Below are 25969 nucleotides of genomic sequence, written 5' to 3'. Positions count from 1 at the left end.
TTTCGGGGTCATCGAATCCCTCCGGAACCCGCCATGCCCGATACCTTCACCGCTCAAAACGACCTTGAACGCCAACTGATCGAGGCCCAGGAAGGGCGGATTCCGCCCGAATCCTTCATCGCCACCCTGCTCGGCTCCGAGGTCTTCATGCCGGTCTACGAAAAGCACCAGATCGGCGGTCTGCAAACCCAGCAGAGCGCCCAGCCGCTCAAACTCACGACCGACGAGGGCGACGAAGTCCTGGTGCTGTTCACCAACCCCGAGCGGGCCAAGGCGTTCGTGAAGGATTTTCCCGGCTATGGCGGCGGACTCGTGGCCGACTTCGCCTGGATTCTGGAGAAACTCGGCGTCGGCTTCGCCATCACGCTCAATCCGGGACTGCCGTTCGGCATGGACTTCGAGGCCCAGGATGTCGCCCAGATCGCCGCCATGCCAAGAGCGCATTGAGGACGCCTTAAAATGGCCGCAGCAAATGCTCGCGGTAGTGACGCAGTTCGGCGATGGACTCGCGGATGTCGTCCAATGCCAGGTGCTTGGATTCCTTCTTGAAACTGCTCGCGACCTCGGGCGCCCAGCGCAGGGCCAGAATCTTCAGCGTGCTGACATCCAGGTTGCGGTAGTGACAATAGGCATCCAGTTTGGGCATCCAGCGGGCGAGGAAGCGGCGGTCCTGACAGATGCTGTTGCCGCACAGCGGCGACGCCCCGGCGGGCACGAAGTCCGCCAGAAAATCCAGGGTGGCGGACTCCGCCTCGGTCTCCGAGACGCGGCTCGCGCGCACCCGCTCCAGCAAACCGGACGCACCGTGATGCTCGCGGTTCCAGTCGTCCATCCCGCCCAGAATGTCGTCCGTCTGATGGATCGCCATGACCGGACCCTCGGCCAGAATCCGTAGCTGAGTATCGGTCACGATGGTGGCGATCTCCAGGATGCGATCCTGGAAAGGGTCCAACCCGGTCATCTCCAGATCGAGCCAGATCAGGTTGTTTTCACTCTTGTTCATGTGTTCATGTCCATGCAGTGCCTCGCCAGGGAGGCAGAATGATCGGTCAGCAGGCAATTCTCAGTATGGCTTGACGTTCGCCGTCTCCTGAAGAAGCCGTTCGTGGTGAATCCTGAGCCTGTCGAAGGGTCGAACCACGAATGGCTTCATGCGCCGAGGCCCCGGTTTTCACACCATCGACGCATACTGAGAACTGCTGATTGGTCAGGTGGAAGGGTGCGGGACAACGATGGTTGGTCTACTATGGTTTGTCAAATCGCCACGGAGCCATCCCATGATTTACCGTTTATCTGTTCTTGCGTCCACCCTCGCGGGTCTCGTCCTGATCGCCGGAACCCCTGCCCCCGCGGTCGCGGCCGACGACGCCGAGTCGCTCTATCAAACCCACTGTATCCGCTGTCATGGCAGCGAGATCTATACCCGGGAAGATCGCAAAATCAGCTCCTTCGAGGGGCTGGAACGTCAGGTCCAGCGTTGCGAGCTGTCGCTGGGGCTCCAGTGGTTCGACGAGAACATCAGCGACGTTGCCGCCTATCTGAATCACCGTTACTACAAATTCCCGCGCTGACCCGATGACCAAGCGCCGGCTGTCCGAACGTCAGATCGAACGCATCCGCACCATACAGGAACGTCGCCGCCAACGGCTTGAGTCCCGCCCGGACATTGTGCTAACCGAACTCGACGCGGAGGCCGAACCCGAAGAGGGCCGCGTGGTGGTCCGCCATGGCGCCAATCTAGCCGTCGAGGACAACGGCGGGCATCTCTTCCACTGTCTGTCGCGCCAGAATATCGGTCATCCGGTGTGCGGCGACCGCGTCGTGTGGCAGCGGATCGCCGACGAACAGGGCGTCGTCACGGCCATCCTGCCGCGCACCACCGTCCTGAGCCGGCCCGACTTCAATGGGTACGCCAAGCCGCTCGCCGCCAACCTGACCCGGCTGGTGGTTCTGATCGCGCCCGAACCCGAACCCAGCGGTTATCTGGTCGATCAATATCTGGTGGCCGCCGAGACCATCGGGGTCGAAGCCGTGCTCGTCGGCAACAAGATGGACCTGCTCGACGGCGCGGCGCGGACCGCCTTCCAGAACCGGTTCGCGCACTACCCGACTATCGGCTATCGCACCCTGTGGATCAGCCTGCGCGAACCGGACACGCTCGCCACCCTGATCGCGGGACTGGCCGGCGAGGTCAGCGTGCTGGTCGGACAATCGGGCGTCGGCAAGTCCTCGCTGGTCAAGGCGCTGCTCCCCGATCGGGACATCCAGATCGGGCTACTCTCCAAGGCCACGGGTCTGGGGCGCCACACGACCTCGGCGGCGACCTGCTATCGGCTGACCGGCGAGGGGCTGCTGATCGACTCACCGGGCGTGCGCAGTTTCCGGCTCGGCACCATCGACCGCGCGGGACTTCAGCAGGGGTTTCGGGAGTTCAGACCCTACACGGGGCAATGCCGCTTCGCCGACTGTCGCCACGATCAGGAACCCGACTGCGCGATCCGCCAGGCCGTGGCCGAGGGTCTGATCGCCCCCGAGCGTCTGGCCAATTTCCAGCATCTGCTCGGGGCCTGAAACGGAATCCGGCGGTCTCCGAAGGCGATCCTGCCGATGCCGTCGAGAAAAAACAAACGTAGAACAGCAAGGTACGCGATGCGTACCCTACAGATACCGCAGGGCGGCGATGACCAGCCCGACGCCGGTCGCGATGAACCCAACCAGCCAAATAAACTGCTGATCGTGACGTTTGAGCATCTCGTCGAAACGCTTGTCCAGACTCGCCTGCATCGCCTCGAAGCATTTGTCTACTTGCTCGAAGCGTTTCTCCACCTGCTCGAAGCGTTTATCCATGCTTGCTTGCATCGCCTCGAAGCGCCTGTCCATCTGCTCGAAGCCCTGACGCATCAACTCGCGCTGGTGTTTGAGTTCTTCCTCCACCCGCACCATGCGCTCGCGCAATTCGATCTCGTAGACGACCGGCGGCTTGCCGAGGCTCTGTTCGGCCAGCCACTCGCCGAGGTGGGCTTTGATAAAGGCGATGTCTTCCTGGGCCAGTGCCATGCGGGAAGTTCCTCTGTCACATCATTGAATGCACAAACTTTAGCGGATCGCGGGGCGATCCGACAAGGTGACGGGGCGCGGAACCGCCGCAGTCTCGATGCGGGATAGCAAGACCGGAGCGGTGTAGGGTACGCACCGCGTACCGTTTCGCTCACGCAAAACCGCCGCGTTCCCGGAAGAAACGCGGCGGTTCGAGCGAGAGGTTCGGGGATTCCAGCGGCGTCCGTGGCGGTCGATTGCGCGTCGGGTTAACCAACCCGGTGTTGCACAAACACCCGGCGACTGGCAGTGGCGAGGCCAATCAGGCCGATGCCTAAAAGACCCAGAATGGCGGGTTCGCGGATCGCAGTGACGTAATCGTACCGGATCGAGGCGGTGCCAGAGGCGGAACCGGTATTGCCCGCCAAGACCCAGTTAGTAACCGAGCCACTCTGGGTGCCGCTGGAATTCAGGGTAATGGTGACGGTTTTCGGACCGCCAATGTAGCCCGACAGGTCGGCGCTGTGCGAATACAGGTCGGTGGCGATGGTGGTGTTGACGCTTGCGGTTCCAACGATGTTGATCGACGAATTATCGAGAACCGTACCGATAAACCCTGGGGTCGTGAGGACGTTGGTTGACGTGAGCAGGCCGCCCGCGCCGGACGCGAATATCGTCGCGGTGGCGGTTAACGGCGTCGGATTGCCAACGATCTGATTACCGAAACCAGGGATAACGAATGCGATGTTGTTCAGGGTCTCAACCAAGGTGAATTGGAAATGGACGCTGGTCAGGGTGCCCAGAGACGCATCGAAACCGTCGTACAGTAATGCGATCTGAGTATTGAGCGTCGGCGTGGACCAATTGATCTCCTGCCAAGGGGTATACAGAGTGGTGGCGCTGGCTGGAGTGGCGGCAAACATGCCGGTTGCCGTCAGGGCGAGCGCGAGAAGTGCGTATTTTTTCATCATTGAAAATCTCCGATACCTGGAGTGGATACGAATTCGGTGAAGGGAAACTCTGCTGCCGCAGCCCGTTGATCATATGGGAAGCAAATTTTGAACCGTTTAAAAAATTAAAATTAAATTCAATGAGATCGCCGAGCCCCCTTGACCAAGGAAGGTGCCGCGCGGGCAAAAGCGTAAAAAATTCTGACACCGTTGACGGGCGGATTCCGGTTTGCGCGGGACAGCGCCGGAGCGGCGATGTGGCCCGGTGCGGGAAGGGTTCGGCAACAGTCTGGGCGCGCTTGGCGGGCGGCCTGTGTGCGACGGCGAGGTTCATGGCAAAAAAACGCCCCCGATCTCCGGGGGCGTTCGCGCGTTCGATCTTACGCGGACTTGCGGCGACGGGCCGCGCCTAAACCGAGCAGGCCCATGCCGAAGAGGGCAAGGGTGGCGGGCTCGGGGACAGTGTTCTCAAAAGGAGGTGTGGCCCAAGAGAACGAGAAAGAAGGCGTTGTAGATCCACCTGTTACCTGACCGGTAAGACGGAAGGAAGCAGCCATACTTGTTGCTGGTGCGGTAGCAGTGTACTGAGCGGTGGTATCAGTAAAAGTACCTGTTCCGTACAAATCCATAGCACCCGCCGAAGTCGCGTTGCGGACAAGAGTTAACAGGTCAAACTCATAATTTCCGCCATTCCAGACCAGAAAATTATCCATAGCTGAAAAAGCATTAATGTTTAGGGTCTGCGTAATCACTCCAGAGAAGATATTCGAAGCAACCAGTTCGGTCAGCATGTCGTTAGTGTTGCCCAGATAAGTAGGCGGTAAACCGGAAACAGTGAATGCTGTACTCCCAAAGTCAACAGCGGACGCATTATTCATATCGGAGCCAGTGAAGCTCGCCACAGAAAAAATAGTGCCAACAGTGGCAGAATACGTGCCATTCATCTCAAGCGCATGAGCACTTAATGGCAATGCAACCGTTGCAACCAACAGACCGGAAATCAGATAGTTTTTCATGGTAAACCTCGCGTGAAATTATAGAGATTTAGAGTTCTAAAAAATAACTCTTGTGCCGTCGTATCGAGTCGTCTAAATCAATGCACTCCCCATGCCAAAAATAAATTTATCTTCAATTTCAAATTATTAAAAATTTAGCGACCACCAGGCACCCGGCAGAAATCAAATGTTGTAAAAAATCCTGACACTCGCCCCCCCCGCCGCGCGGTGTCAAATGCCGTTGTTCGCGCCGCTTTTGCCCCTCCTGACCGCGTCAAATTGCCCATTCGCCGGGTGCTCGATAATCATGTATTTGTTTTCAAAAACAAAAAAATTCTCGCACTCTCGATTTTGCAAATGTAAAGAAACCTGACACTTTGGCTGGACTCTGACGGAGCGCGTGAAGCCGTCCGTGGTTCGAGAGCCTCACCACGAACGGCTTCAAGCAGGGCAAACACCTCGCCACGAACGGCTTCAGGCAGCGTGGTCGCCAAGTAGGATGGGTAGAGTGACCGCGCTCCGACCTCGAACCCTTGGCACCGACGCCCGCCGGTCACGAAACCCATCGTGCGACCGCCCTTTCATCCCATTGAAAAATCATGGCAAATCACCTCTGGCTGCTCCGGCTGCGCTGGCCCCCACGCTCCAGCACGAGAGCATGCCGCGACGCTCCAGCGTCGCGTCGCCAGCGTTTGGGAATGCGTCAAGGAAAGTGTAAAAAATCCTGACACTTGGGCGGCACGTAGGGCGTTTGTCTTCGGGATAGAGTGAGTCGGAGGGCTGCGCGTGAAGCCGTTCATGGTTCGACCCTTCGACAGGCTCAGGATTCACCACGAACGGCTTCAGGAAGGGCGAGCGCCTCGCCACGAACGGCTTCAGGCAGGCCAAATGTGGTTAAGGCGAATTCCGGAAATGACTTGACCAAGCGCCAAATCCCGTAGGAGCCCGCTTGCGGGCGACGGGTCACTGCCATTAAGTCAATGAATTTTCCGTTCGCCCTTCGATAAGGCCCTCCTGAGCGCAGTCGAAAGGCTCACCACGAACGGCTTATAGCCATCGAACGTAATAACCGGACGTAGAGGGCGGGTTTAAAACCGCCCCCTACGCGAAGGCTATAACTTAATGGCAGTGGGGCGACGGGTGAGCGCACGGAAGGCATCTTGAAGGGTCACGTCGCCCGCAAGCGGGCTCCTACGGGCAGGCTCTGTCACGGAAAGGACTTGACCCGGAGAGCGCGTTTAAGACGAAAATCGGGAATTCCCGGCATGCACCAAACGTTGCAATTGTTCCACGCGCCGCTCGTGGATAAAGTTGGCGCGTACCCGCTCGCATCCTTTCCGCCCCATCTCACGCGCCAAGGCTCCGTCGCGTAGCAGGCGCGACAGACCCTCGGCAATGGCATCGACCCGATCTCCGTCGACGCGCAATCCGGTCTCGCCATCGAGCACCGCGGAGCCGGTACCGCCGGCCAGGCCGGCCAGGGCCGGTTTGCCGCTCGCGGCAGATTCCAGATACACCAGCCCAAAGCCTTCGGTGTCGCCGTTGATCTCGCGGTTCGGCATGGCAAAAAGATCGCAGGCGTTGTACCAGCGCGGCAGATCCTCGTAACTGACGTGCCCGAGGAAATGCACCCGCTCGGAAACGCCCAGATCGCCGGCAAGCTGCCGCAAGTGTTCCAGATCCTCGCCAATGCCGATCAGGGCATAGTGCGTGTCCAGCCCTTCCGCCAGCAGCGTGGGCAAGGCGCGGATGACATTGTCGAAACCCTTGCGCCGCTGCAGCCGGCCCACCGAGAGAATGAGCCGCGTTGCAGCGCCAAGACCAAGAGACGCACGCAAATCCTCGGCCGGAAGCCCCGGGCGAAAGCGCGTCGCATCCACCGTCGGGTAGACCACCGCGATCCGCTCGGGCACCACGCCAATCAGATCGATGAGCGTGTCGCGGGTAAAATCGCTGTTCGAGAGCACCCAGTCGGCATGACGCAGGGCAAAGCACATGGCGCGGAATTTGTTGCCGCGACCCCAGCCGGTCAGTTCCTCGCCATGGGCATAGGTCAAGACGGGCCGCCCGGTCAGGCGTCCCACGGCCCAGGCCACGAGCCCCTCGGGCAGTGCCCGGCCGGCAAACACGGCGTCGACTCGCGTGGTCATCGCGATCCGAAGCGATGCCAGAAACAGCCGCGTGTACATGAACAGGGATTCCGGCCGCGCCCAGGGAACCCGCTGGAGCCTGAGCCGGTGAATGCTGTTGGGGTGGGTCCGGTCGAACTCCGCGGCACCGGGAACGTCAGCCGTGACGATATGAATGTCCTTGCCGCCCAAACGACGAAAATCGTCATCGAAGGAGATCGCCGTTCCACCCTTGGTGGGCAAGAAAAGTTCGGTAATCAACAATAACTTCAGGCTCATGCACGTCTCCCCGCGAATACTGGCGCCACGACCGACACGACGCTGTCGATAGATAAGCGGCACCCGGAATTGGCATCGGCCATTACGATCGCGGCACCCGATCAATGACGGATAAGGAATCGATACAGGTCGACATAGCGATCAGCAAGCTGCCTGATCGAAAAGCACTCTTCAACCCGCCTCCGCCCCGCCGCGCCCAGCGCTTGCGCCGCCGAACCAAGCCCGCACTGCAAAGCCGCTCGCAACCCCGCGACATCGTCCGGCTCGAACAGACAGCCGGTTTGACCGTCCACCACGAGTTCTCGAGTTCCGCTCACATTGGCGGCGAGACAGGGAAGTCCGCAGGCCATGGCTTCGAGCACCGCGTTCGGCAATCCCTCCGACTTGGAAGGCATGATGAAGAGATCGGCCGCGCGGTAGTAATCGGCAACCTGAACCACCTCGCCCTCGATGCGCAAGAGATCGGGATGCGCCAGGGCGTCTTGGCTCATGGTCTCCTTGAAGTATCCGTGCGGATCCTCGCGGCTGCGCGGTCCGACGGCAAGCAGCAAGGCATTCAACCCGAAACCCTCGGCGCGCAGCCATTCGCGAATCAGCCAGCCCACATTCTTGCGGTCGTCGAAGACCCCCATGTACAGGACGATTTTCTTGTCCAAAGGCAATCCATAGCGGTGGCGCAAGGCTTGGCGCTCATGCGGATCCGCCGGGAACAGCCGTTCGGTATCCACGCAATTCGGAAAATAATGCACCCGTTCGGCGGACACTCCGCCCTCGATGAACTCCCGTTCGAGATCGCGGCTAATGGCGAGGCAGGCATCGACACGCCGGAGCATGGCCAGATGGATACGCCCCGTGATCGTTTGTCCCAAATCGCGCAAATCGTTGTTCGCCAGGCTCGCCTTCGCCAGGGATTTAAGTTTGAACGCATGCCCTAGGGGACCGACGATCACGTTTCGATAATAAGCGCCATGGGTGTGAAGGAAATCGAAATCCCGATGACGGCGTTGCAGGAAACGATAGAGGTTCCACCACAAACGCAGTTCGCGATGCTTATCGCCCCGCCCGCAATCTAGCCGCGTGACGCGAAAGCCGTCAAACGCGTCTTCCGCTGACAAGCCCTCCCAGCGTTGGGTGACAAACTCGATGTGATGCCCCCTCGCGCGCAATTCCTTCGCCAGGGTCACCGCCTGCAAGGCGGCCCCGCTGTACTCGGGCGGGAAATAGCTGCTGAACATGAGGATACGAAAGCCGCTCACGGGTTGCCTTTGGCGAGATGCTACGCGACGAATCGGCGCATTGTAGCAGCCTTCAAGCGTGGCGCTCCAACCAACCAAAGAGCACGACCAGCGCCCAGACGCGGAAGGCTAAACCGTTATCCCCGGCCCGAAAGCGCTCGACCGCGGGCGCGATGGCCGCCTCGCGAATCAGGCGATGACGCGCCAGCACCCGGTGATCGAGATAACGCCTCACCAGGGCGTCATCCTCGTGGCGAAGCAGGCTGACGAACGGAAAATCGAAGCCGTGCTTGGGCAGATCCCAGCGCTCGCGCGGCACATAAAGCGCGAGCAAGGCCCGCAGCAGACGTTTTGGCTCCACCGCCGTGTCGCGGGCAGGGCGCGGAAGTCGATGCACGAGTTCCTCGACCCGCCGGTCCCAGTACGGAAAGCGGATCCGCAGGTCGCTGGACGCCGCGGCCTGATGCACCCGATCATCGGGAAGGTTGCCCATCAGGGCACTGTAACGCTCGAAGTGCGCGGCCCTCGGAAACTGGCGATAGAGCCGAAAAAAGCGCGTCTCCGCGAGCGTCACCGGGGTGTCGCACAGGGTTTCGATCTCCGGTCTCGACCAGCCCTTCCAGCGAATCAAAAAGTCTTCCGGCGTCTCGAAATCGAACATGGGAGCATAACCGGCCAACCGGGGGATCTGTCGCAGCAGTTCCGCCACCGCGTGCCGCAGCGGGCGTGGCAACATGACCGCATATTGCGTGGCGATCCGCGTATGGCGCGCCGGCATGACGCCTAGCAGGGTATCCGCGCCGGTCCCGTCCAGAACGGCGTCGACCGTTTTCCGGCACTCGCGGTAGAGCAGCAAGGTCGGCAGGCCCGCCGGATCGGCAAAGGGCAGATCGACCGTCGCGAGGAAGTCGTCGAAGGCGTCCGCGTAGACCGCCAGGTCATAGCGGATGACGTGATGACGAATGCCGAGCGACTCGGCGATCCGACTGGCCACGGGCGTTTCGTCGAACGCGTCGCCCTGAAATCCCAGGGTGAAGGCATCGATGGCGTCGCGATCGATCTTGGCGGCGATGGCGCAGAGCAGCGCGGAATCGATGCCGCCGCTCAGGAAGACGCCGGTTGGACGGTCGCGGTTGAGTCGTGCGGCCACGCTCGCCTGCAGCGCCGCGTCCAGGGCATCCACGCAAGCCTCAAACGGCGGGGTTTTGGAGCCGCCGGAGCGGTTGCGCGCACGCCCGGGCGGGAAAGGCGCGGGGCCTGGATACGACAGATCGGATCCGCCAAAGCGCGCGGGCAAACCTGGCTCCAACGCCCGGATGCCGACATAGATGCAGTTGGGCGGCGAGATGTCCAGAAACCGCAGATATTCGTGCAACCCCTGGGGCGCGACGGCTTTAGGCACGCCCGGCAGGGTCGTCAGAAGATCCAGTCGGGTCGCCGCCACCGCCCATTCCCCTACCTGATACCAATAAAGTGACTGGGCGCAGGAGCCGTCGCGGTAGAGCACCAGCGTGCCCGTGCGCGCATCCCACAGCACCGTGCAAAAGACACCCTCCAGACGCGCGAATCCGCCCTCGCCCCAGGCCGCGTAGACGGCGGCGATCAGTGCCGCAGGATCGGCCGCGGCCGGGACGCCGACGGCGGCCAACTCTGCCCGGAGCCGTTCCGGTTCATGGAGTTCACCCAGGAACAGACCGCTCGTCTCGTCGCCGGACCAGACCGCAAGCGGGGCAGCGTCCCCGCCGAACCCGAACGCCTCGACCGGTCCAGCGGAAAAGCGTCGACCGCCGCCGCGCCGCTCGGCCCAATCCGTCGCGGCCAGGCGCTGGAACCCGGTCGGATCCCACAGCACCAGAAAACCCGGCGGGTCGAGGGTCGTCGTCATGTTGTCGCGCCCCACGTCAACCCCACCCTCGCGGCGAGCGCGGACGCGAGATAGTAGATGGACCGGAGACTGACCTTGCCGGACAGGGCGCGCAGATAGGCACGGGCCGCGTCGCCGTGGGCGCCTTGGCGCGAATACAGATGTCCGAGTTCCTGGAATTCGCGGGTCATGCGCGACCGGAGAGCCGCCGCGTGAGGGCGGACTCGATCGGCCTCGCGCTGACGATGCGCGTCCAACATGCGCAGGTAAGCCAGCGTCATGGCGATCGGATCGCGCGACGTATTCTCCGGATGGCGGCGACGCAACAGATAGACCGCATCCAGATGCGCCATGGGACAGGCCAAGGCGACCCGGAACCAATATTCAAGATCCTCGACCAGACGCAGTGTCTCATCGAACTCGCCCACGCGCTCCACGCAGGCGCGGCGCATCACGACCGAGCCGGTGGTGATGAAATTTCCGCTAATCAGCTTGGCGTAGGGCGCAACGACCTCGACCGGATCGCCCCAGTAGGCGGAATCATAACCCGCGCTCTCGAACAGCGTTTTGACATAGGGGCCTTGCGCATCGAATTGACGACAGTCGCCAAACGCCAGGCCGATCTCGGGATGCGCCTCCAGCAGCGCGATCTGGCGCGCCAGCTTTCCATCGGGCCACAGATCGTCGCTGTCCAGGAAGGCGAGATAGTCCCCTTGGGCCAGACGCAGCGCGGCATTGCGGGCGGCGGCGGGGCCACGGTTCGGCTGCTCGATGCAGCGCACTCCAGCGTAACCGCGCAGTTCCGCGAGGCTATCGTCGGTCGACCCGTCATCGACAACGATCACATCCAGCGCGAACGGACCGGATTGCGCAAAAACACTGTCCAGACAGTCGCGGATAAAACGCGCCGCGTTATGGACGGGGATGATGGCGCTAACCAACGGACGATTGCGTGAAGGCGGGCGCGCACGGGGCTTCGCGTCGATCAGGATAGCGCTACACACGATTGAGGTCATTTCCGGAAAAGATCGTACCATGCGCCTCCGCCTGAAGCCGTTCGTGGCGAGGCACTCGCTCCGCCTGAAGCCGTTCGTGGTGAGGCACTCGCTCCGCCTGAAGCCGTTCGTGGCGAGGCACTCGCTCCGCCTGAAGCCGTTCGTGGCGAGGCACTCGCTCCGCCTGAAGCCGTTCGTGGTGAGGCACTCGCTCCGCCTGAAGCCGTTCGTGGCGAGGCACTCGAACCACGAACGGCTTCACGCTCCGATGCCAGAATTTCCCGTCCGTCCCACTCAACAGATCCCTGGAGCAGCGCGGAAGCCAGAACCAAGACAGGCTGACCGAAGCCGCCCCGTCACGGCACAAGCTTCACGGTCAATCACTGCCGCGCATCCTCCTCCTCTCCCCCGCCATAAGGCATGGGCCGGGTATCGTTGCGCGGATTGAACAGCGACCAGCGCGCCTCCGAGCGCGACAGACGAATGCGCACGAAGGTCGCCACCAAAAGATAAAGCGTCTTGAATTGGGACAGTCGAAAACGCCGGATCTTGTCCCACAGGCTCCCCTGCGACCACCAATATTGCAACGGCCCCAGCACCCGCTTTGCGACCAGGGCATTTTCCCAATGGCGCGTCAGATCCGGGTCATCGAGCGCCTGCGAACGCTGGTCGAGTTGGGCCAGAATCGCCTCGGCCCGCGCGCCGGTCGCCGGCTCCGGCTGCCCGGCGTCGTTCAGCCACAGCGGATGACGCGCCACCAGCCTGACACCCTCCGCACCGAGTTCGACGGTCAGCGCCAACCCCTCGCGATCGGTTTGGGTCATCCGCGCCTCGAAGCCGCGTGTCGGTCCCTGCCAGTCGACATCCGAATCGGTGCAGTTGCCCAGGCTGTAAGCGATCACCGCGCCGCGATAGGTCTCGATCCCCTGAATCATATGACTGTGATGCCCCAGGATCAGACCGACCCCCGCATCAACCGCCGCATGGGCCAGTTGCACCTGTTCCGGCGTCGGCAGCGGGCTGTATTCGAGCCCCCAGTGCAACAGCAGAATCAGATGGTCGACCTCGCCCCGCCAGCGCCGGACATCCGCCAGCACCGCCGGGGCTTCCAGCGGGGCCACGCCGAAACGATCCGCCGTGGCGAAATCGGAGGGCCGCGTCGAGTCGTGGCAGTAGGCAAGAAAGCCGATCCGTTGTCCGTCGCGCTCCAGAATCCGCGGACGGCTCGCGTCCTCCAGGGTCGCTCCCGCGCCGAGCGCGGCGATCCCGGCATCCGTCAACGCCCTGTCGGTGTCCCGGAAACCGGCCAACCCATGGTCGAACAGATGATTGTTAGCCAGCGACAGGACATCGACACCGACCGCCGCCATGACATCGGCGTAGCGCGGATCGCCCCGCAGGCACAGCTTATCCGCCCTCGGATCATCGGACGCCGTCAAGGGGCATTCCAGATTGCCCACCACGATGTCGGCATCATTCAACAACGCCAGCAGCGGGTTAAAAACACCCTTCGCCTGTCCCGCATCGGCGAGCGCATCGTACCGCCCGCACAGCAGCAGATCTCCAAGGGCCAGCAATCTGAGGATTTTAGACATGAATGGATTTAGAAAGGCGTGTCATTTGCTGAACAACTGACCAGCTTGTAGGTACCTGCGCAAGATAGTCATATCCTTGCAAGCTCGTATTCCGGTCAATTACGCCACACCGATCACCATGGAAACGGCTTTCCACCTTATCGAACGGAAGCAGATATTCAGCAGGCCGGTTGAGTTCTCGAAAGCAAGCAGATCCCATACTCGCGATCCGCTCGATAGCAGGAAATGCATCTTCGCAGATGATCTGCACCGCCGTCTCCGGGAACCGATAGGTTGGAGACCACAAGACTGTCCATCCGCAATTTATGCATCTAATATAGTTAGTAAGTCTTTGGCTAAGGACGTAGGCATCAGATTCAATGTGGATGATCTTCTTGAAACCGTATTGTCGCGCAATCCGAACGGAAAAAGTAAAACTGCGCCACCAACCTGGATAAGAAAAACGGGCTGGCCTGCCGAGCCGCTCTTCAAAAGCGATGATATTCAGGCTACTTGGCAGTATGCATGGCATTGCCGCCGCCTGTATACAAGAAAGACGACTATCAAAATCAATGTTGTCCGGACCATCATTAATCAGAAATAAGTTTTCCGCACCGTAAGCATCAAGCTTAGGATAAAAATAATCGATCCAACGTTTGTAACGCATCACGTCGTTGATATATGAAGTACAGAATATGAGTGTGCGTCCGGGAGGTGCGAGGCCACGCTTATTGCGGAAGAAAAACCCTTGTGATCGACCGATTTCGCGAAGCCATCGATCAAATCTCCAATAGAGCTTCTGGTCACCGATAAAAGTATCAATTGAGCCACTAATGTTCATTAGATTTATCCACCATTAACTCGATTATGGCGATTATGGCGATTATGGCGATTATGGCGATTATGGCGATTATGGCGATTTTGGTAAGTACCCTGCTATAATTAACAAATCAGTAGTCACCTTTTGAGCCATGCGTATATAAGTCTTATCGCTAAAACGGCAACTTCCGATAAAATGAACGAATTTAGTCTCTTTCTCCAAAATTCGATTACAGTCGCAATAACGTGGGTGCGGCAATACCACCGCGTCAGGTGCGTTCGCGAGCATAATGTTTGCCATGACCTGTTCGCTACCCCAAGTTTCCCAAACTGGACCAACAATCGAGCGAATCTCTTTGGAAAAACATTCAATAATGCGACGGTCAAGACTGCCTGATGCAAATCCCATAAAACCAGCACAGCCCCGAACATAATTCAGGTTTTGATAATCCGTAAGCTGAGCGAAGCTTGCCTCCGTTACCAACTGGACATGTTTATTCGGGTGGCGAGACAGGGATTCTTTTGCACTTTCAGTAGCCATCGCCATCGGTTCGATTTCCTGTTTATCCCAGGTAGCAATCGTGAATGGTCGGGCCACTTGAACGTGTTCACGCACCTCGGCTAGATCGCCGAGCGTCAGAGTATCTGCGTCTAATTGAATTACATACGCTTCGCGCGTAAGTTCCGTAATGGCAAGCAGGCGCTCCCAGCAGCCTCCGACAGGACACTGATCGCTACGGAATTTTTCGAGGGCAAGCAGCTTGATACCAGGCACATGCGCTGCCAGTATTCGAAGGTCTTCGGAGCCTAGACTACCGTCATTTACCACCACAACCCGAGAGACGGGGATCCATCGTGCAAAAGACTTAAGAGCCAATAAATACATTAGCATATCTTTGTGCTGCAGCATGGTCGCGACCACTGCTCCGTTATCATGTCCAAGTGCAAGCGGAGGTGTCGCTAGAATTTTAGATGCAACATTAAGAAAACGAGCACGATTGAATTTCCGAGCAACCTGATCAATGAGATTTTTCATGACTTCCTTTTTGCATTATAATTGGCTGATGGCATGATAAGAAGTGAATTACCCGCTAGGATTGACTCTTAAACCTAAGCAATAAATTCAAGTCGATTAAAATTTAATCTGATCATTTTCTGAAAAGCCTTTTTCAAGCGAGGGCAAAGGAATTATCAAGAACGGATCACGCCTCCCATGTTTGCCGGAAACTATCTTGGTTATCCCATCCAATGCACGTTAGGGAAGCGACCCTCCATGGAAAAATTATATACAGCACGACATTTGTAATAATTATTGGCATAAAATTTCACTTCGAGCCCTAATAAAGCTGCGGATATCGCAATATGTAGCCGGTTTGTATGAACAGTTTTAAAGTTAGCCAAGAAACTTAAGACGGCTCGCGCGGAAAGATAAGCTACATCTTTAGTTTCGACTCCAAATTGAAAAAAGGCCGATATATCAATATTCTCTTCCGGAATCTCCAGACTGGTTTTCTCAGGGTCAGTGCGAAAGCAATAGACTTCCCCCGTCCCAAAAGAAAACTGCAATTTCTTGAAATTTCTATCGACCAGAATAGATCGAATCACATTATCGAAAGATGGCGTAGCAATATGAGTAAAGGTTTTGTTGATAGCATAAGATACAAATCTTTCCAAGCGAGACAGTATAATCTCGTCTTCAAGAACATTTCGCACATCTAGGCTAAATGCCACATCATCCATTAAATATACATTTGCCAAGCTAGAAATTTTTTTGACATAATTATAGGAAACAGGCTCACGGCATATAACGTCTACATTTCTCCCAAAATCCTCAATGATAGGCGTCACAGACTTGATTGTATGTGGCAAAATCACCAAGCGTTTTGCTAATTTGCAAGCATCTTTGGCAACGCGAGCTGAGTAAGTGCTTTGCCCTACAAGATTACCGCCCCCCCCGTAGATAACGATTCGATCATGTAAATCACATCCTCCGAACTTTGGCGTCTCATAACTTAAACCAATTTTATCGAAAATTTGGTAAGTAGCAGTAGCTATTACCGAATCACCAGCATTACCAGGATTTGGGAAATAAACAACTTCGCTACCGCAATACTGTGTCAAATATTGTTCTAAATGTGTCGTCACAATATATCCACCAAATCCGAGTGTTGAAGTTATCCGATAGATTAAATGTATTGTCGAGAATAAGCGTCATTAAGCATGACAAGACATCGATCAGCAAAAAAGCAAAGAGGTGCGTTTGGAATAACGGGTAGAATTTTTCTCTCTCATAACGGCCGATTCAGCAGCATCTCTTTGAGCAATCCCAAACCCAGCCGCCCCCGCGCCAGTGGCGCCAGCCGAAAAATCCATGCGACATCCATGAGTGCCGCGCCACGTCGACCGGCGCGACAACACCACTTCGCATAATCGCCGTGAATAGCCGCCATGCAGGCACGCCAATAGCTTCCCTGGAGACCGCTTGGCAGAAGATGCCTATTCTTCTTCATGACCCGAATCGCGGCTTCCCGCATGACATCGAGATTGCGGCTCATGCTGTCGGGACGCTTGAGTACAACGGCCAAGGGTTCTTGCAGGCAAGCATAACCGGAGACGGACGCCAGCCGCATCCACATGTCGATATCCTCAAGGCTGCGCAGGGTTTCATCGAAGCCTCCGGTGCGCGCGAAGAGCGCGTGCCTGGCGATGACGGCCGAACCGCTGCCCGCGACATCGGCTGGGTTGCGAAACAGGTGCACCAAAAATGACCCTTCCCAATGGGCGCAAGTCCAGATGTTCAGGAGATTTCCGCCCGGATCTTCCACCCGCGCGGCCGTTGAGCTGAATCCCAGATCGGGTTGATCGCGCATCAACGCGACCTGACAACCGAGTTTGCCGGGCAGCCACCAGTCGTCGGCGTCCAGGAAGGCGACCAGTTCTCCACGCGCCGCATCGATCCCTGCATTGCGGGCGCTCGACAGCCCCCCGTTGGACTTCTGTACGACACGGATCGCGTCGCCGTAAGCCTCCAGAACAGCCGGGGTATCATCCATGCTGCCATCGTCCACCACAATCAATTCAAGATCGCGAAAATCCTGGGCGAGCACGCTGTCGATCGCCTTGCCCACGCACCAGGCGGCATTGTAGGCGGGGATGACGACGCTGACCGCCGGCGATTCAGTCGTCCGGGTCATAGCCCAGTTCCCGCATCATGGGACGGATCATCGGCAGGATGCGCTCGATGGCCTCGGGATTGTGTGCTTTCCACTTCTGTTTCTTAGGGGCGCCCTTCACGACACTAGTCGGTTGCAGATTGGCGCAGCGCTCCCGAATCTCCAACGTAAAGGGCATGCCGAGCCGCTCATAGGCATCCCGAAACATCTCGACGGGCCGCTCGAAGATGTCTTCGTAACGCAGATGGATCCACTGCTCCGGGGGAATGCGCGGTTTTGCCTCCAGCGCCAGCCGGTTGGCGGAGATCCACTGGAAAGCGCAGACCTCTTCCAGACTGGCGCGGTTATAGTCGCGCCAGCCAGGCGGCACGAAAAAGGCCCACTCGGTAAATTCCCCGCCCTGAATGGCCACGGGATCGGGAAAGGGGCCGAAAAACTGCGACAACTCGAAACGGCCATCGGTACGGCCCATGCGCCAGCCATCCATCATGGAACTGATATTGTCCCGGCCGTCGCGTTGAATAAAGACGAATTTCGCTTGTGGAAACAGCCGGTACAGATAGGGGATGCGCATCACGTTGATGCAGGTCTTGTCCAGAACCTGGCCGACCCCGAGCCGCTGATAGAAATAGCGCAGCGCGGCTTTTCGATGCTCGGGGCGCGCCTGGTCGGCGCCCGCCGCCTCGGACTCCCAGCCGTTGTTGAGCGGTCCGTACAACCCGTCCCAGAACTGCGGAAGTTCCCAGCCAAAACTGAGCAATTGGGGAGAAGCCGCCAGGGTTTCGTAGGTGACGGTGGTGCCGGAGCGAGAACAGCCCACGATGAAGACCGGATCGGGTACGGCGGGGCGGATAATATCGTACCAAAGCCCCCGCATCTCCCACTTAAGTGCACGGATGTTCTTGGCGCGGATTTCACGGTCTAGCAACTTGTAAGCATTGAAGAGCTTGGCCATTGTGCTCCACTGTGATGGTAATGCATTGAATTTAGAAACGGCTCCCGTTGTTTTTGGCGAGCGAAGATCTCAGCAGATGCTTAGCCCGCTTGAGTGTATTGCGGACATTAGTGGGGAGCGCACAATAGATAAGTTTGACCTTCGCCTTTGTAGACAATCATAACGACTGATACCAAAGGTAAATATTGAGATGATTCCATATTCTATCCAAAACAGTTTAACCTAAAGGTAGCTCAAGGCTTAATGGTCCGCGACTCCCACAACCCAAGAAAAGTACCGAGAAAATGGCACACAATGACCTCGCGATTGAATGCTTCGTCGCATGGCTGGGTGAATCGCCCGACAATCGCGTTGATGATCGCACGCAGGAATTGGGGAAACAGATAGAGCGGAATATTGAACTCGCGACGCTCCCCCGACATGCCGCGGCTGACCGCAAGATTCTTGCTGGCCTGAATGCGCCAGCGACGAAAATAACGCTTATTTAACCGAAAGCTTTCGACTTTATGGTGCACCCGCGAATTTCCGAGAAACACCACCTTGAGCCCGTTCGCGAAAATGCGTTCAAACAGTTCACCATCTTCTCCGCTCGCCAGCACCTTGCCCTTGCGGCCCCAAGTCGTATCGAACATGCCAACAAGATCAAAAACATCCCTGCGGAATGCCATGTTCGCACCGAAGGGTGCTGAAGCCGCGTCGGCCATAAGGTAATCGTTGGTGCGGTCAGTACGCACAGCGAGAAAGCCATAAAAGCGCTCGGTTAACCAGCGTGGCGGCGGGATCTCCCAGATCGGCGCGATATATCCGCCGCAGGCATCGGCGCCATGCGCCTTCAAGCCAACGAGTGTGCGTATTAACCAGTCCGGTTCAGGTAGCACGTCATCATCGGTGAATAGCAGTACACTTCCGTGCGAGCAGGCAATTCCATGATTGCGGGCATGAGACAATCCCTGCGTACCCTCGAATTCGTAACGGAGGAATGGCCAGTCCCGACGAAATTCCTCGACGACCTGCTTGTGTGATCCATCGAGCGATTATCGAAGACAATCACTTCCCAGATAAAATCCAGTACCCCGAGTTGAACCCGCAATGCTTGCAACGTATCGCGCAGTGAGTCGGCACGATGATAAGTACCGGGTACAGACAACGATGTAGGCATCCACCGTAACTTTAACCTCGCTTCACATAAAGCATCACAACACTTCAGCGTGAGTTGATCCTTCCCGCGCCTGCGATGGCATCCAGCCATTCCTTAATGTGCTCGTTTTCGGTTCGCATGTCCCAGCGATAGCCTGTGCGCACGAACGGATAGACGCCATTTTCGACAGCCCAGATAAGATCGTCCAAATAAGTCAAATAATTGTCGTCGTGCCTCCAGGGATGAATCGACCAGCTTTCCAGTCCAGTAGTGGTCCAGCGTTCCAGTCCACGCAGCTTGAGCGTATGCGTGATCGAGTTTTCCAGGGGTTCCGCTGATTTGGCTTGAAGGATCGGTAATAGTTTACTTTGAAACCGCGCGCGATCCATCAGGAAATAGCGGGTCGAGAAGGTTTCGGCCTTGAACCAAAAGCTTGGCGGTTTTCCGCCGATCGGACGTTTTAAAAAGCGCTCCAATAGGTTACGAGCTTGAGGCGGCCCCCCTCTGCATGTAGCGAATACAACGCGAGGCTCCCGTCGCAACATCTCAATCGCTTGCGCAAGCCACGATATACCTGGCGTGGTATGAAACAACATATCCGAATCCATGTGGAAGATATAATCGCCCGTACATCGGTCTAGTGCGTAGAGATATTGATAAATAGGTGCTCCGTCAAAATCCTTGAGCGCAATGTCATCCCGATCAAAATAACGCATCAGAACATCGGCTTGGTGTTCTTCGCTCCATGGAACGGTGTCGACACGATCAATTAATCCATCGGCTAACAAGCGGTCGAAAATTGCGAGTATTTCGGCGGAATCGCCCCGTCGGCGGCTATCATACTTTCCCATTGGATTGCCCGGATCGTAAGCGATCAATCGCTCGGAAAACGGGAAATCGAGGCTGCGGAAAACATGTCTTAGCGTTTGCTCAAGAAAAGGGACATCCGTCATGCAGGTATTGACGGTAAAACTGACACTAGGGAACATGTTTAGACTCACTCAGATATTGTTTCGAGTGTCCTGAAGCTCGTAAGCACAAAAGACGACGATCAACGACGAGACTCGACTTAAGTCTTCACGGACGCTTTTAATTCTCCGAAAGTCGCAGCTAAGCGCATCAGATAATAAAAGCGTCGACTCGCATTCAGGGTAAGTAAAGCGTTCAATCCATGCTTCAGGAGTTTCAAAAACATATAAGGCTGTAAGCCATGTGGAGAACTTTGCATGCGCTGCGAAGAAAATGATCTTAGATAGCTTTTGCGCAACATGTAACGTTTGCACATACGCTCCTGCTCGATTACGTGCAATTGCCGTAGGGTAGGCATGTAAAGGATACGATGCCCGTGGGCGAGACAGCGTTGCAGGAATTCAATATCCTCTCCTCCCATAAGATTGTGCCCCTGTGGACCCAACTCGGCAGAGAACTTGCCCACCTGCTGGAACGCCACTCTCCTCAAGGTAATGTTGCCGCCACTGGGGAGTTTATGGCCAGAGAATATCTCTTTTGGCGCATCGCCAAAGTCATATTCCGGAAAAGGACGGATCGGAATGTGATACCGCCCCGTTTCATGTACCCAAGCCGGCTCGCTTCCATCCCAGGCAGGACTGATCTTGCCGCAAATGATGTCATACTCTGGATTTTCGGCGAGGGCTTTTACGAGTGCCGGCAGAAAATCGCTCGCCACGAATTGATCGTCATCGATGAAACAGAGGGCATCTGCATCGGTCTCGGCGATTGCCCGATTTAGCGCATAAGATTTTCCCGGCGTTAGTTCCGAGATCCAGCGTAGAGGCAGATCATTCCAAATCGGATCGCATTCCGTCGTCGCCAGGAAGGCAGGCGTGCCGTCGTTACAGGCATTAGCAACTACCAAGATATCCATGCTCGCATCAGACGCGCGCTGGGCGTGGGATAGCCTAAGCAGGGTTTGGCGAAGCAGTGCCTCACGGTTATGTGTACAAATGACAATCGTGATATCCATGCTTGCCGTCGCTCAAGAACGTGGCCCAAAGGCCCAACCCAGGATCTGCCCACCAAAATAGGCCACGTTCATTTCCTTGCGCAAGGTGGCATCGCGTCCCGAATGGCGCCACTGACTCCATACCGCCCTGACCGCCCGCATGAGTTGCCCGAACAAATAGGGTGGCGGTATCCGCGGGCCTTGGCCGCGCTTGCGGATTGCCTCCATGCGTCCCTGACGATAGTGGAGATCCAGAAAGTAGCTGCGTTTGAGCTTAGCGGCCTGTATACGATGATAAATCACCGCTTCAGGCATCCACCAAACCTGAAGGCCCGCTCTCAAGATACGGCGATAAAAATCGACATCCTCGCCACCGTTGTTCTCCTGACCGCGACGACCCAGCGATGCGTCGAACAGGCCAATGGTTTCGACAATGGCGCGGCGAAAACCAAAGTTCCCCGTATAAAGCGGGGTACTCGAATCCGTTAGCGGTTTGATTTGCTCGCTCCAATCAAGTTTTCCAAGAAATCCAAGCAACTCGTCAGTTAGCCAACGTGGGCGCAGATCTTCAAATAATACTTCGATGCGTCCGCCGAAAGCATCGGGCCGATGTTCGGCGATGAGCTTTTCATAGGCACGGAGCCATTCAGAATCAGCATTTTCATCGTCATCCAGAAAGATCAGGTATTCGCCATGAGCCTCCGCGATTGCCCGATTGCGCGCGTGGGCAATACCCAACTTTTCTTCACAAACAACGCGCACAGACCAATCCTCGGGCCAGATGCGTTGGCGCAGAAACTCCGGAGTGAAATCACGACTACCATTGTCAACGACCAGGAATTCCCAGGATGATCTTGGCTGTTGTATGCCAGCGATGTTGGCCAGAGTGCGCTCCAATCGGTCTACATGATTATGGGTGCACAGAGCGACCGTGAGCAGCGGATTGTTGTTCATCGACTAAAACCGGGTAGATAGCCAACTAAACGTTGAAAATAGTAGCGGATCATATAGGTCAGAGTGCCATCATTGCAGCCCAGATGGATTTTGCGCAGCAGCATTGCCGGACTGTCCGTTCCGTAGACCTCTAGGCGTCGGATACGAAAACGGTTGACATCGGTCCGGTTAAAACCCGGCTGAGTTGAAAAGGCCGCCCTATAACCAGCGGCTTTGGCGGCCGCTTCCACTCGATCATCGACCTGACCGAAAGGATAGGCCAGATAATCCACATCCCGGCCGAGCAATTCGCGTAAATCCTGCCGCGAGCTAGCCAGTTGATCGGTTAACTCCGCATCGTGCAGGCTGGGCAACCTGGCATGATTGCGAGTGTGCGAATGGAAACTGCCCCCCCGCTGCTGCATATCTCGAATTTCGTCGGCATTCAGCAATGGATGCAATCCGCCACTGGGATTGGACTCAAGCGTCCAACCATCCTGACCGCCGATCAATTTGCTCACCAGAAAGACAGTATATGGCCAATTCATTCGCTCCAAAATAGGAAGCGCATGCTCTCGCACATCGCGATAGCCGTCGTCGAAGGTGAGCAGAAAGGCACCAGCAGGTAATTTTGGGGCACCTTCCAACCATTCGACCAAGGTATCGATGGAGATTGCCTGGTATCCAGCCTGTTTTAACGCATGCATATGCGCGGCGAAGCGACACGTCGGAATCGCAAAGCGCGTTTCCCAATCGCTCCCCGGCTCTCCAACCCGGTGATACATCAAAACCGGAACACGATTAGCATTCATGCTTGAGTGCCTTTTCGATCAATCATACCGATCAGAAACCGATAAGCTGAAAGGGGCAGCATTGCGGCAATCAGGATATACCGCAGATCTTTTAGTGCGAATGCCCGCGCTATTGCAGCATGACGAAATAATTTGTGGGCGGAGATCAAGTCACGTTTCCAAAACGCACGATACGCCTGGACCAAGACTAAGCCTTCGGTCATCTCCATCAGTCGTTTAGCTGGAAGGTGGGCGACCAAATGAGGATTGGCGCGAATAAAATCTTTCTGCGCCGCTAGAGCATCAAGCACCTGACGCCATTTTATGGCGGAAATCTGTCCTTGATGATGCCAACGATAAAACGCGAGGACTTCGGGCACGCGCACCATACGCCGTGTTTCGGCCAAGGCACGCAGCCAGAAGTCATAATCCATCGCGGAGTAGCGTCGCTCTGAAAATCCACCAAGCCGTGTTACCAGATCCCGCCGTATCAAGGCGCCATGGATAGGTAGGGGGCAGGTTCGGACAAAGTGGGCGACCGCATCTTCCTGCTCATAAGCTGGCGGGATATAAGGTTCGGCAACGATGCCTTCCCCGACGTTTTGCCAACCACAATAGGCCATGTCGGCATTGGACGCGATCAAGGATGCGTAAAGTTTCTCTAGCGCAGTTGGAGCCCACCAGTCATCGGCGTCAAGGAAGGCGACCAACTCGCCCCTGATCTTTTTAAGTGCTTGATTGCGGGCGGGGAAAGGCCCGACTCGATCCGTATAGTCAAGAAGGATACGATCCGGATGAGCAGCGGCTAAACGGGCCGCGATTTCCGCCGAGCCATCGGTGGAACCATCATCGACGATTACCACTTCAACATTGCCGTAACTTTGCCCCAAGGCTGAGCCAACGGCCTCCTCTAAATACAGGGCTGCGTTATAACAAGGCATGACGACCGAGATAAGTGGCCGAGCAGTGGTAACCGGATTGATCGCATGCAGATTTAACATCGTATCTCCTTGCGGATCACATCCAACCAGGCCCGGCCCCATTTCTGATCGGGCTCGACATGATTGCCTTCCGCCCATTCGTTCCAGGCCTTGAGAAAAACGATACGCTCGTCCGCTGGGTGATCGGTAACCCGATCAATCGCCTGGCGTAAATGCCCGCGAAACAATTCCGGCGTGGCATTGTGGAAAACCAGGCCGCGCATCCCTATGCGCGGGGTATTGTCCCAGTTGGGCAACGTGAGTGGATAATCGCGCCACTCCGTTTGATTCGAGCGGAGCAGAATGGACCTGATCTCTTCATAATCCCAGATCGTCAATTCGTGCCGGTTCCCTTGCAGTGCCAGTTTTAGCTTGGTCCAGGCATAACGACGGGGGATGCGACCATCTCTTCCGGGCAGTGCCTGCATGGTGGATGCATCCAGGCCACGCGGGCGCGGATCCCATTTCTCGCCGCGATGCGAGACGCCAATTAGGTGCAACCCTGGCAAACCGGCCTTGAGCGCGCGTTCGCGCCAGAAATCCGTCACCTTGCGCACATCCGGAATATCATCGGGGCGATAGATCACAAAGATGGGCTTCTCGTCCACCTTCAGATAGCGCGAGTCGGTAAACGCCTGGAGAAGCCAGTCGAAATGGGCGGCATGATCATCCCAACCGGGATACACCTGCTCGATGAGCGACTGGTCCGTTCCCTGCCATGCGGTATTCCAACTGTGATTGGCCCAGCACAGGCAGAACGGAAAATCCGGCTCCCGAGAGAGCAGAATCTCGTTGACGGGTCTCTCCAGAATTCTCTTGCCGCCGAACCAGTAGTGGTAATAGCAGAAGCCCGCGATGCCGTATTCCCTGGCAAGTTCGGCCTGAGCCTGGCGCGCCTCGGGCAGCCGGAGGTCATAAAAACCCAGATCGGCGGGGATATGCGGCTGATAGTGACCCGGATACAGTGGCTTGGCCTTGGCCACGTTGGTCCATTCGGTAAAACCCTTGCCCCACCACAGGTCGTTTTCCGGCGTCGGATGGAACTGGGGGAGATGAAAGGCGATGAGGCGGGCTCGCTTATCCATAAGTTTCGTATGATCTGTTGCAGTTCAATGATTCGATGACATTGCAGCCGTTCGTGGTGACATTGCAGCCGTTCGTGGTGACGTTGCAACCGTTCGTGGTGACGTTGCAGCCGTTCGTGGTGAGCTTGTCGAACCATGAACGGATGCAATGTCGGCCTCGGAGCGCGATTTTCCGATCATCCTTCGACCCTTCGACAAGCTCAGGACTCAGGACGAACGGAAAATCGGGCAATCGCACATCGATCAAAAAATCCGTGACCACAGCGAGAGCGACGAGATGATAAATGTAATCGAAGCCGGCAAAACCAAGAAAGGCGCCTGATGTCATATCGCCATCATGTTGAACATGAATCATGCCGGTCGATTACCGTCATTCTGGACAAGATTGAAAGGCTCAAGCATATCCTGAGCACGGACATAATCCTCTGGCACCCCGATATCGATGAACAGCCCCCCGGTCTCGAAGGCGAGCGGCGCAATTTCGGCGACATGCGGCATCAGCAGATCGGTCTCGAAGGAACAGACACGCGGCAGCGCGTAACGCTCGAAAAGCTCCCGGGACACGAGATAGGTTCCGGCGTTGATTGCGCCTGGCCCCACTCGCCCTTTCTCCAGAAAACCGCGCACCCGCCCGTCCTGTCGTTCCAAGGCGCCGTAACGCGCGACATCCGGCAAGGCATGCACCGCCAGCGAGAGGCTGGCGCTGGCGTCCAAGTGTGCCTTTAGCATCGCTCGATAGTCGACCTGCAGGAAGGTATCGCCATTCACGACAAACACGGTTGGCTCTGTCGCCTGCTCCAGTGCCAGCCGGATGGCTCCGCCTGTCCCGAGCGGCTCGTGCTCCACGGAGTAGTGGAGCCGCAGACGACGATACTCTTCGCCAAAATGGTCGTGGATGGCCTCGCTCCGATAGCCGATGGCCAGAATGGCACTGTCGAAGCCGGCGACGTCGAGTGCATCGAGGACATAGGCGAGGAAGGGCCGGCCATTGATCGGCGCCATCGGCTTGGGCAGATCGGCAATCACACCGCGGAGCCGTGTGCCAAGTCCGCCGGCAAGAATGATCGCCTGCATC

25 protein-coding genes and 1 pseudogene are annotated in these 25969 nt (G+C 57.1%); 3 read left to right on the top strand and 23 right to left on the bottom strand.

Annotated elements, in window-relative coordinates; translation table 11 throughout:
- The first annotated feature begins 33 nt into the window (after positions 1–33).
- Entirely contained in the window at positions 34–447 is a 414-nt protein-coding gene (locus tag THIVI_RS19670; protein WP_014780281.1) for an SseB family protein, read from the top strand.
- A gap of 7 nt (positions 448–454) precedes the next feature.
- Here the strand turns inward: THIVI_RS19670 and orn are convergent, their stop codons facing one another.
- The gene (gene orn / locus THIVI_RS19665) at positions 455–1003 is read right to left on the bottom strand and encodes an oligoribonuclease (RefSeq protein ID WP_014780280.1); all 549 of its coding nucleotides are present in this window, start codon (positions 1001–1003) and stop codon (positions 455–457) included.
- 274 nt (positions 1004–1277) lie between these two features.
- On the opposite strand from orn, the gene THIVI_RS19660 reads away from it, so the two are divergent.
- A complete protein-coding gene (locus tag THIVI_RS19660; protein ID WP_014780279.1) occupies positions 1278–1571 on the top strand; it encodes a hypothetical protein in 294 nt (97 codons plus the stop codon).
- 4 nt (positions 1572–1575) lie between these two features.
- Positions 1576–2571, top strand: coding sequence for a ribosome small subunit-dependent GTPase A (gene rsgA / locus THIVI_RS19655; protein ID WP_014780278.1), 996 nt, complete (start codon positions 1576–1578; stop codon positions 2569–2571).
- A gap of 87 nt (positions 2572–2658) precedes the next feature.
- On the opposite strand, the gene THIVI_RS19650 is transcribed toward rsgA, so the two are convergent.
- The 22 genes and pseudogenes from THIVI_RS19650 to THIVI_RS19565 form a co-directional block, all read right to left on the bottom strand.
- A complete protein-coding gene (locus tag THIVI_RS19650; protein WP_014780277.1) occupies positions 2659–3057 on the bottom strand; it encodes a hypothetical protein in 399 nt (132 codons plus the stop codon).
- Between the two features lie 248 nt (positions 3058–3305).
- Positions 3306–4007 (bottom strand): choice-of-anchor E domain-containing protein, encoded by a 702-nt coding sequence (locus tag THIVI_RS19645; RefSeq protein ID WP_014780276.1) that lies wholly within the window; start codon positions 4005–4007, stop codon positions 3306–3308.
- Between the two features lie 359 nt (positions 4008–4366).
- A complete protein-coding gene (locus tag THIVI_RS24080) occupies positions 4367–5002 on the bottom strand; it encodes a PEP-CTERM sorting domain-containing protein (RefSeq protein ID WP_014780275.1) in 636 nt (211 codons plus the stop codon).
- A gap of 1217 nt (positions 5003–6219) precedes the next feature.
- Positions 6220–7389 (bottom strand): glycosyltransferase family 4 protein, encoded by a 1170-nt coding sequence (locus THIVI_RS19640; protein WP_014780274.1) that lies wholly within the window; start codon positions 7387–7389, stop codon positions 6220–6222.
- Positions 7390–7490: 101 nt separating this feature from the next.
- Complete coding sequence (locus THIVI_RS19635; protein WP_014780273.1) at positions 7491–8645, bottom strand: glycosyltransferase family 4 protein; 1155 nt, start codon at positions 8643–8645, stop codon at positions 7491–7493.
- A 52-nt stretch (positions 8646–8697) separates the two neighbouring features.
- Positions 8698–10509: an asparagine synthetase B family protein gene (locus THIVI_RS19630; protein ID WP_014780272.1), complete on the bottom strand. Its 1812-nt coding sequence runs from the start codon at positions 10507–10509 to the stop codon at positions 8698–8700.
- Entirely contained in the window at positions 10506–11504 is a 999-nt protein-coding gene (locus THIVI_RS19625; protein WP_157174517.1) for a glycosyltransferase, read from the bottom strand. Before THIVI_RS19625 ends, THIVI_RS19630 begins: the two co-directional genes overlap by 4 nt.
- A gap of 359 nt (positions 11505–11863) precedes the next feature.
- Entirely contained in the window at positions 11864–13078 is a 1215-nt protein-coding gene (locus THIVI_RS23060) for a CapA family protein (RefSeq protein ID WP_014780270.1), read from the bottom strand.
- On the bottom strand, positions 13071–13898 hold the full coding sequence (locus THIVI_RS24925; RefSeq protein WP_014780269.1) for a hypothetical protein: 828 nt from the start codon (positions 13896–13898) through the stop codon (positions 13071–13073). Before THIVI_RS24925 ends, THIVI_RS23060 begins: the two co-directional genes overlap by 8 nt.
- A 69-nt stretch (positions 13899–13967) precedes the next feature.
- Positions 13968–14912 carry a hypothetical protein gene (locus THIVI_RS24920; RefSeq protein WP_014780268.1) on the bottom strand — a complete coding sequence of 315 codons (945 nt, stop codon included), beginning with the start codon at positions 14910–14912 and terminating at the stop codon, positions 13968–13970.
- 200 nt (positions 14913–15112) lie between these two features.
- Complete coding sequence (locus tag THIVI_RS24070) at positions 15113–16021, bottom strand: polysaccharide pyruvyl transferase family protein (protein WP_014780267.1); 909 nt, start codon at positions 16019–16021, stop codon at positions 15113–15115.
- Between the two features lie 143 nt (positions 16022–16164).
- A complete protein-coding gene (locus tag THIVI_RS19615; RefSeq protein ID WP_014780266.1) occupies positions 16165–17070 on the bottom strand; it encodes a glycosyltransferase family 2 protein in 906 nt (301 codons plus the stop codon).
- Positions 17054–18004 carry a sulfotransferase family protein gene (locus tag THIVI_RS19610; RefSeq protein WP_014780265.1) on the bottom strand — a complete coding sequence of 317 codons (951 nt, stop codon included), beginning with the start codon at positions 18002–18004 and terminating at the stop codon, positions 17054–17056. The genes THIVI_RS19615 and THIVI_RS19610 overlap by 17 nt, the downstream gene beginning before the upstream one ends.
- 233 nt (positions 18005–18237) lie before the next feature.
- Positions 18238–18960: pseudogene (locus THIVI_RS19605) on the bottom strand (glycosyltransferase family 2 protein); the annotation flags it as partial.
- Between the two features lie 247 nt (positions 18961–19207).
- Positions 19208–20131, bottom strand: coding sequence for a glycosyltransferase family A protein (locus THIVI_RS19600; protein WP_014780264.1), 924 nt, complete (start codon positions 20129–20131; stop codon positions 19208–19210).
- An 80-nt stretch (positions 20132–20211) separates the two neighbouring features.
- Entirely contained in the window at positions 20212–21126 is a 915-nt protein-coding gene (locus THIVI_RS24065) for a glycosyltransferase family 2 protein (protein ID WP_014780263.1), read from the bottom strand.
- A gap of 12 nt (positions 21127–21138) precedes the next feature.
- Positions 21139–22059: a glycosyltransferase family 2 protein gene (locus THIVI_RS19590; RefSeq protein ID WP_014780262.1), complete on the bottom strand. Its 921-nt coding sequence runs from the start codon at positions 22057–22059 to the stop codon at positions 21139–21141.
- Positions 22056–22850: a polysaccharide deacetylase family protein gene (locus THIVI_RS19585; protein ID WP_014780261.1), complete on the bottom strand. Its 795-nt coding sequence runs from the start codon at positions 22848–22850 to the stop codon at positions 22056–22058. The genes THIVI_RS19590 and THIVI_RS19585 overlap by 4 nt, the downstream gene beginning before the upstream one ends.
- Positions 22847–23830 (bottom strand): glycosyltransferase, encoded by a 984-nt coding sequence (locus THIVI_RS19580; protein WP_014780260.1) that lies wholly within the window; start codon positions 23828–23830, stop codon positions 22847–22849. Before THIVI_RS19580 ends, THIVI_RS19585 begins: the two co-directional genes overlap by 4 nt.
- A complete protein-coding gene (locus tag THIVI_RS19575) occupies positions 23824–24894 on the bottom strand; it encodes a glycosyltransferase WbsX family protein (protein ID WP_014780259.1) in 1071 nt (356 codons plus the stop codon). Before THIVI_RS19575 ends, THIVI_RS19580 begins: the two co-directional genes overlap by 7 nt.
- Positions 24887–25249: a hypothetical protein gene (locus tag THIVI_RS19570; protein WP_014780258.1), complete on the bottom strand. Its 363-nt coding sequence runs from the start codon at positions 25247–25249 to the stop codon at positions 24887–24889. Before THIVI_RS19570 ends, THIVI_RS19575 begins: the two co-directional genes overlap by 8 nt.
- Positions 25246–25968, bottom strand: coding sequence for a nucleotidyltransferase family protein (locus tag THIVI_RS19565; RefSeq protein WP_014780257.1), 723 nt, complete (start codon positions 25966–25968; stop codon positions 25246–25248). The genes THIVI_RS19570 and THIVI_RS19565 overlap by 4 nt, the downstream gene beginning before the upstream one ends.
- Between the last annotated feature and the right edge of the window lies 1 nt (position 25969).

The organism is Thiocystis violascens DSM 198, assembly GCF_000227745.2.
GTDB lineage: Bacteria > Pseudomonadota > Gammaproteobacteria > Chromatiales > Chromatiaceae > Chromatium > Chromatium violascens.
Note: the sequence above shows the minus strand (reverse complement) of the source record. Positions and strands in the feature narration are given on the sequence as shown.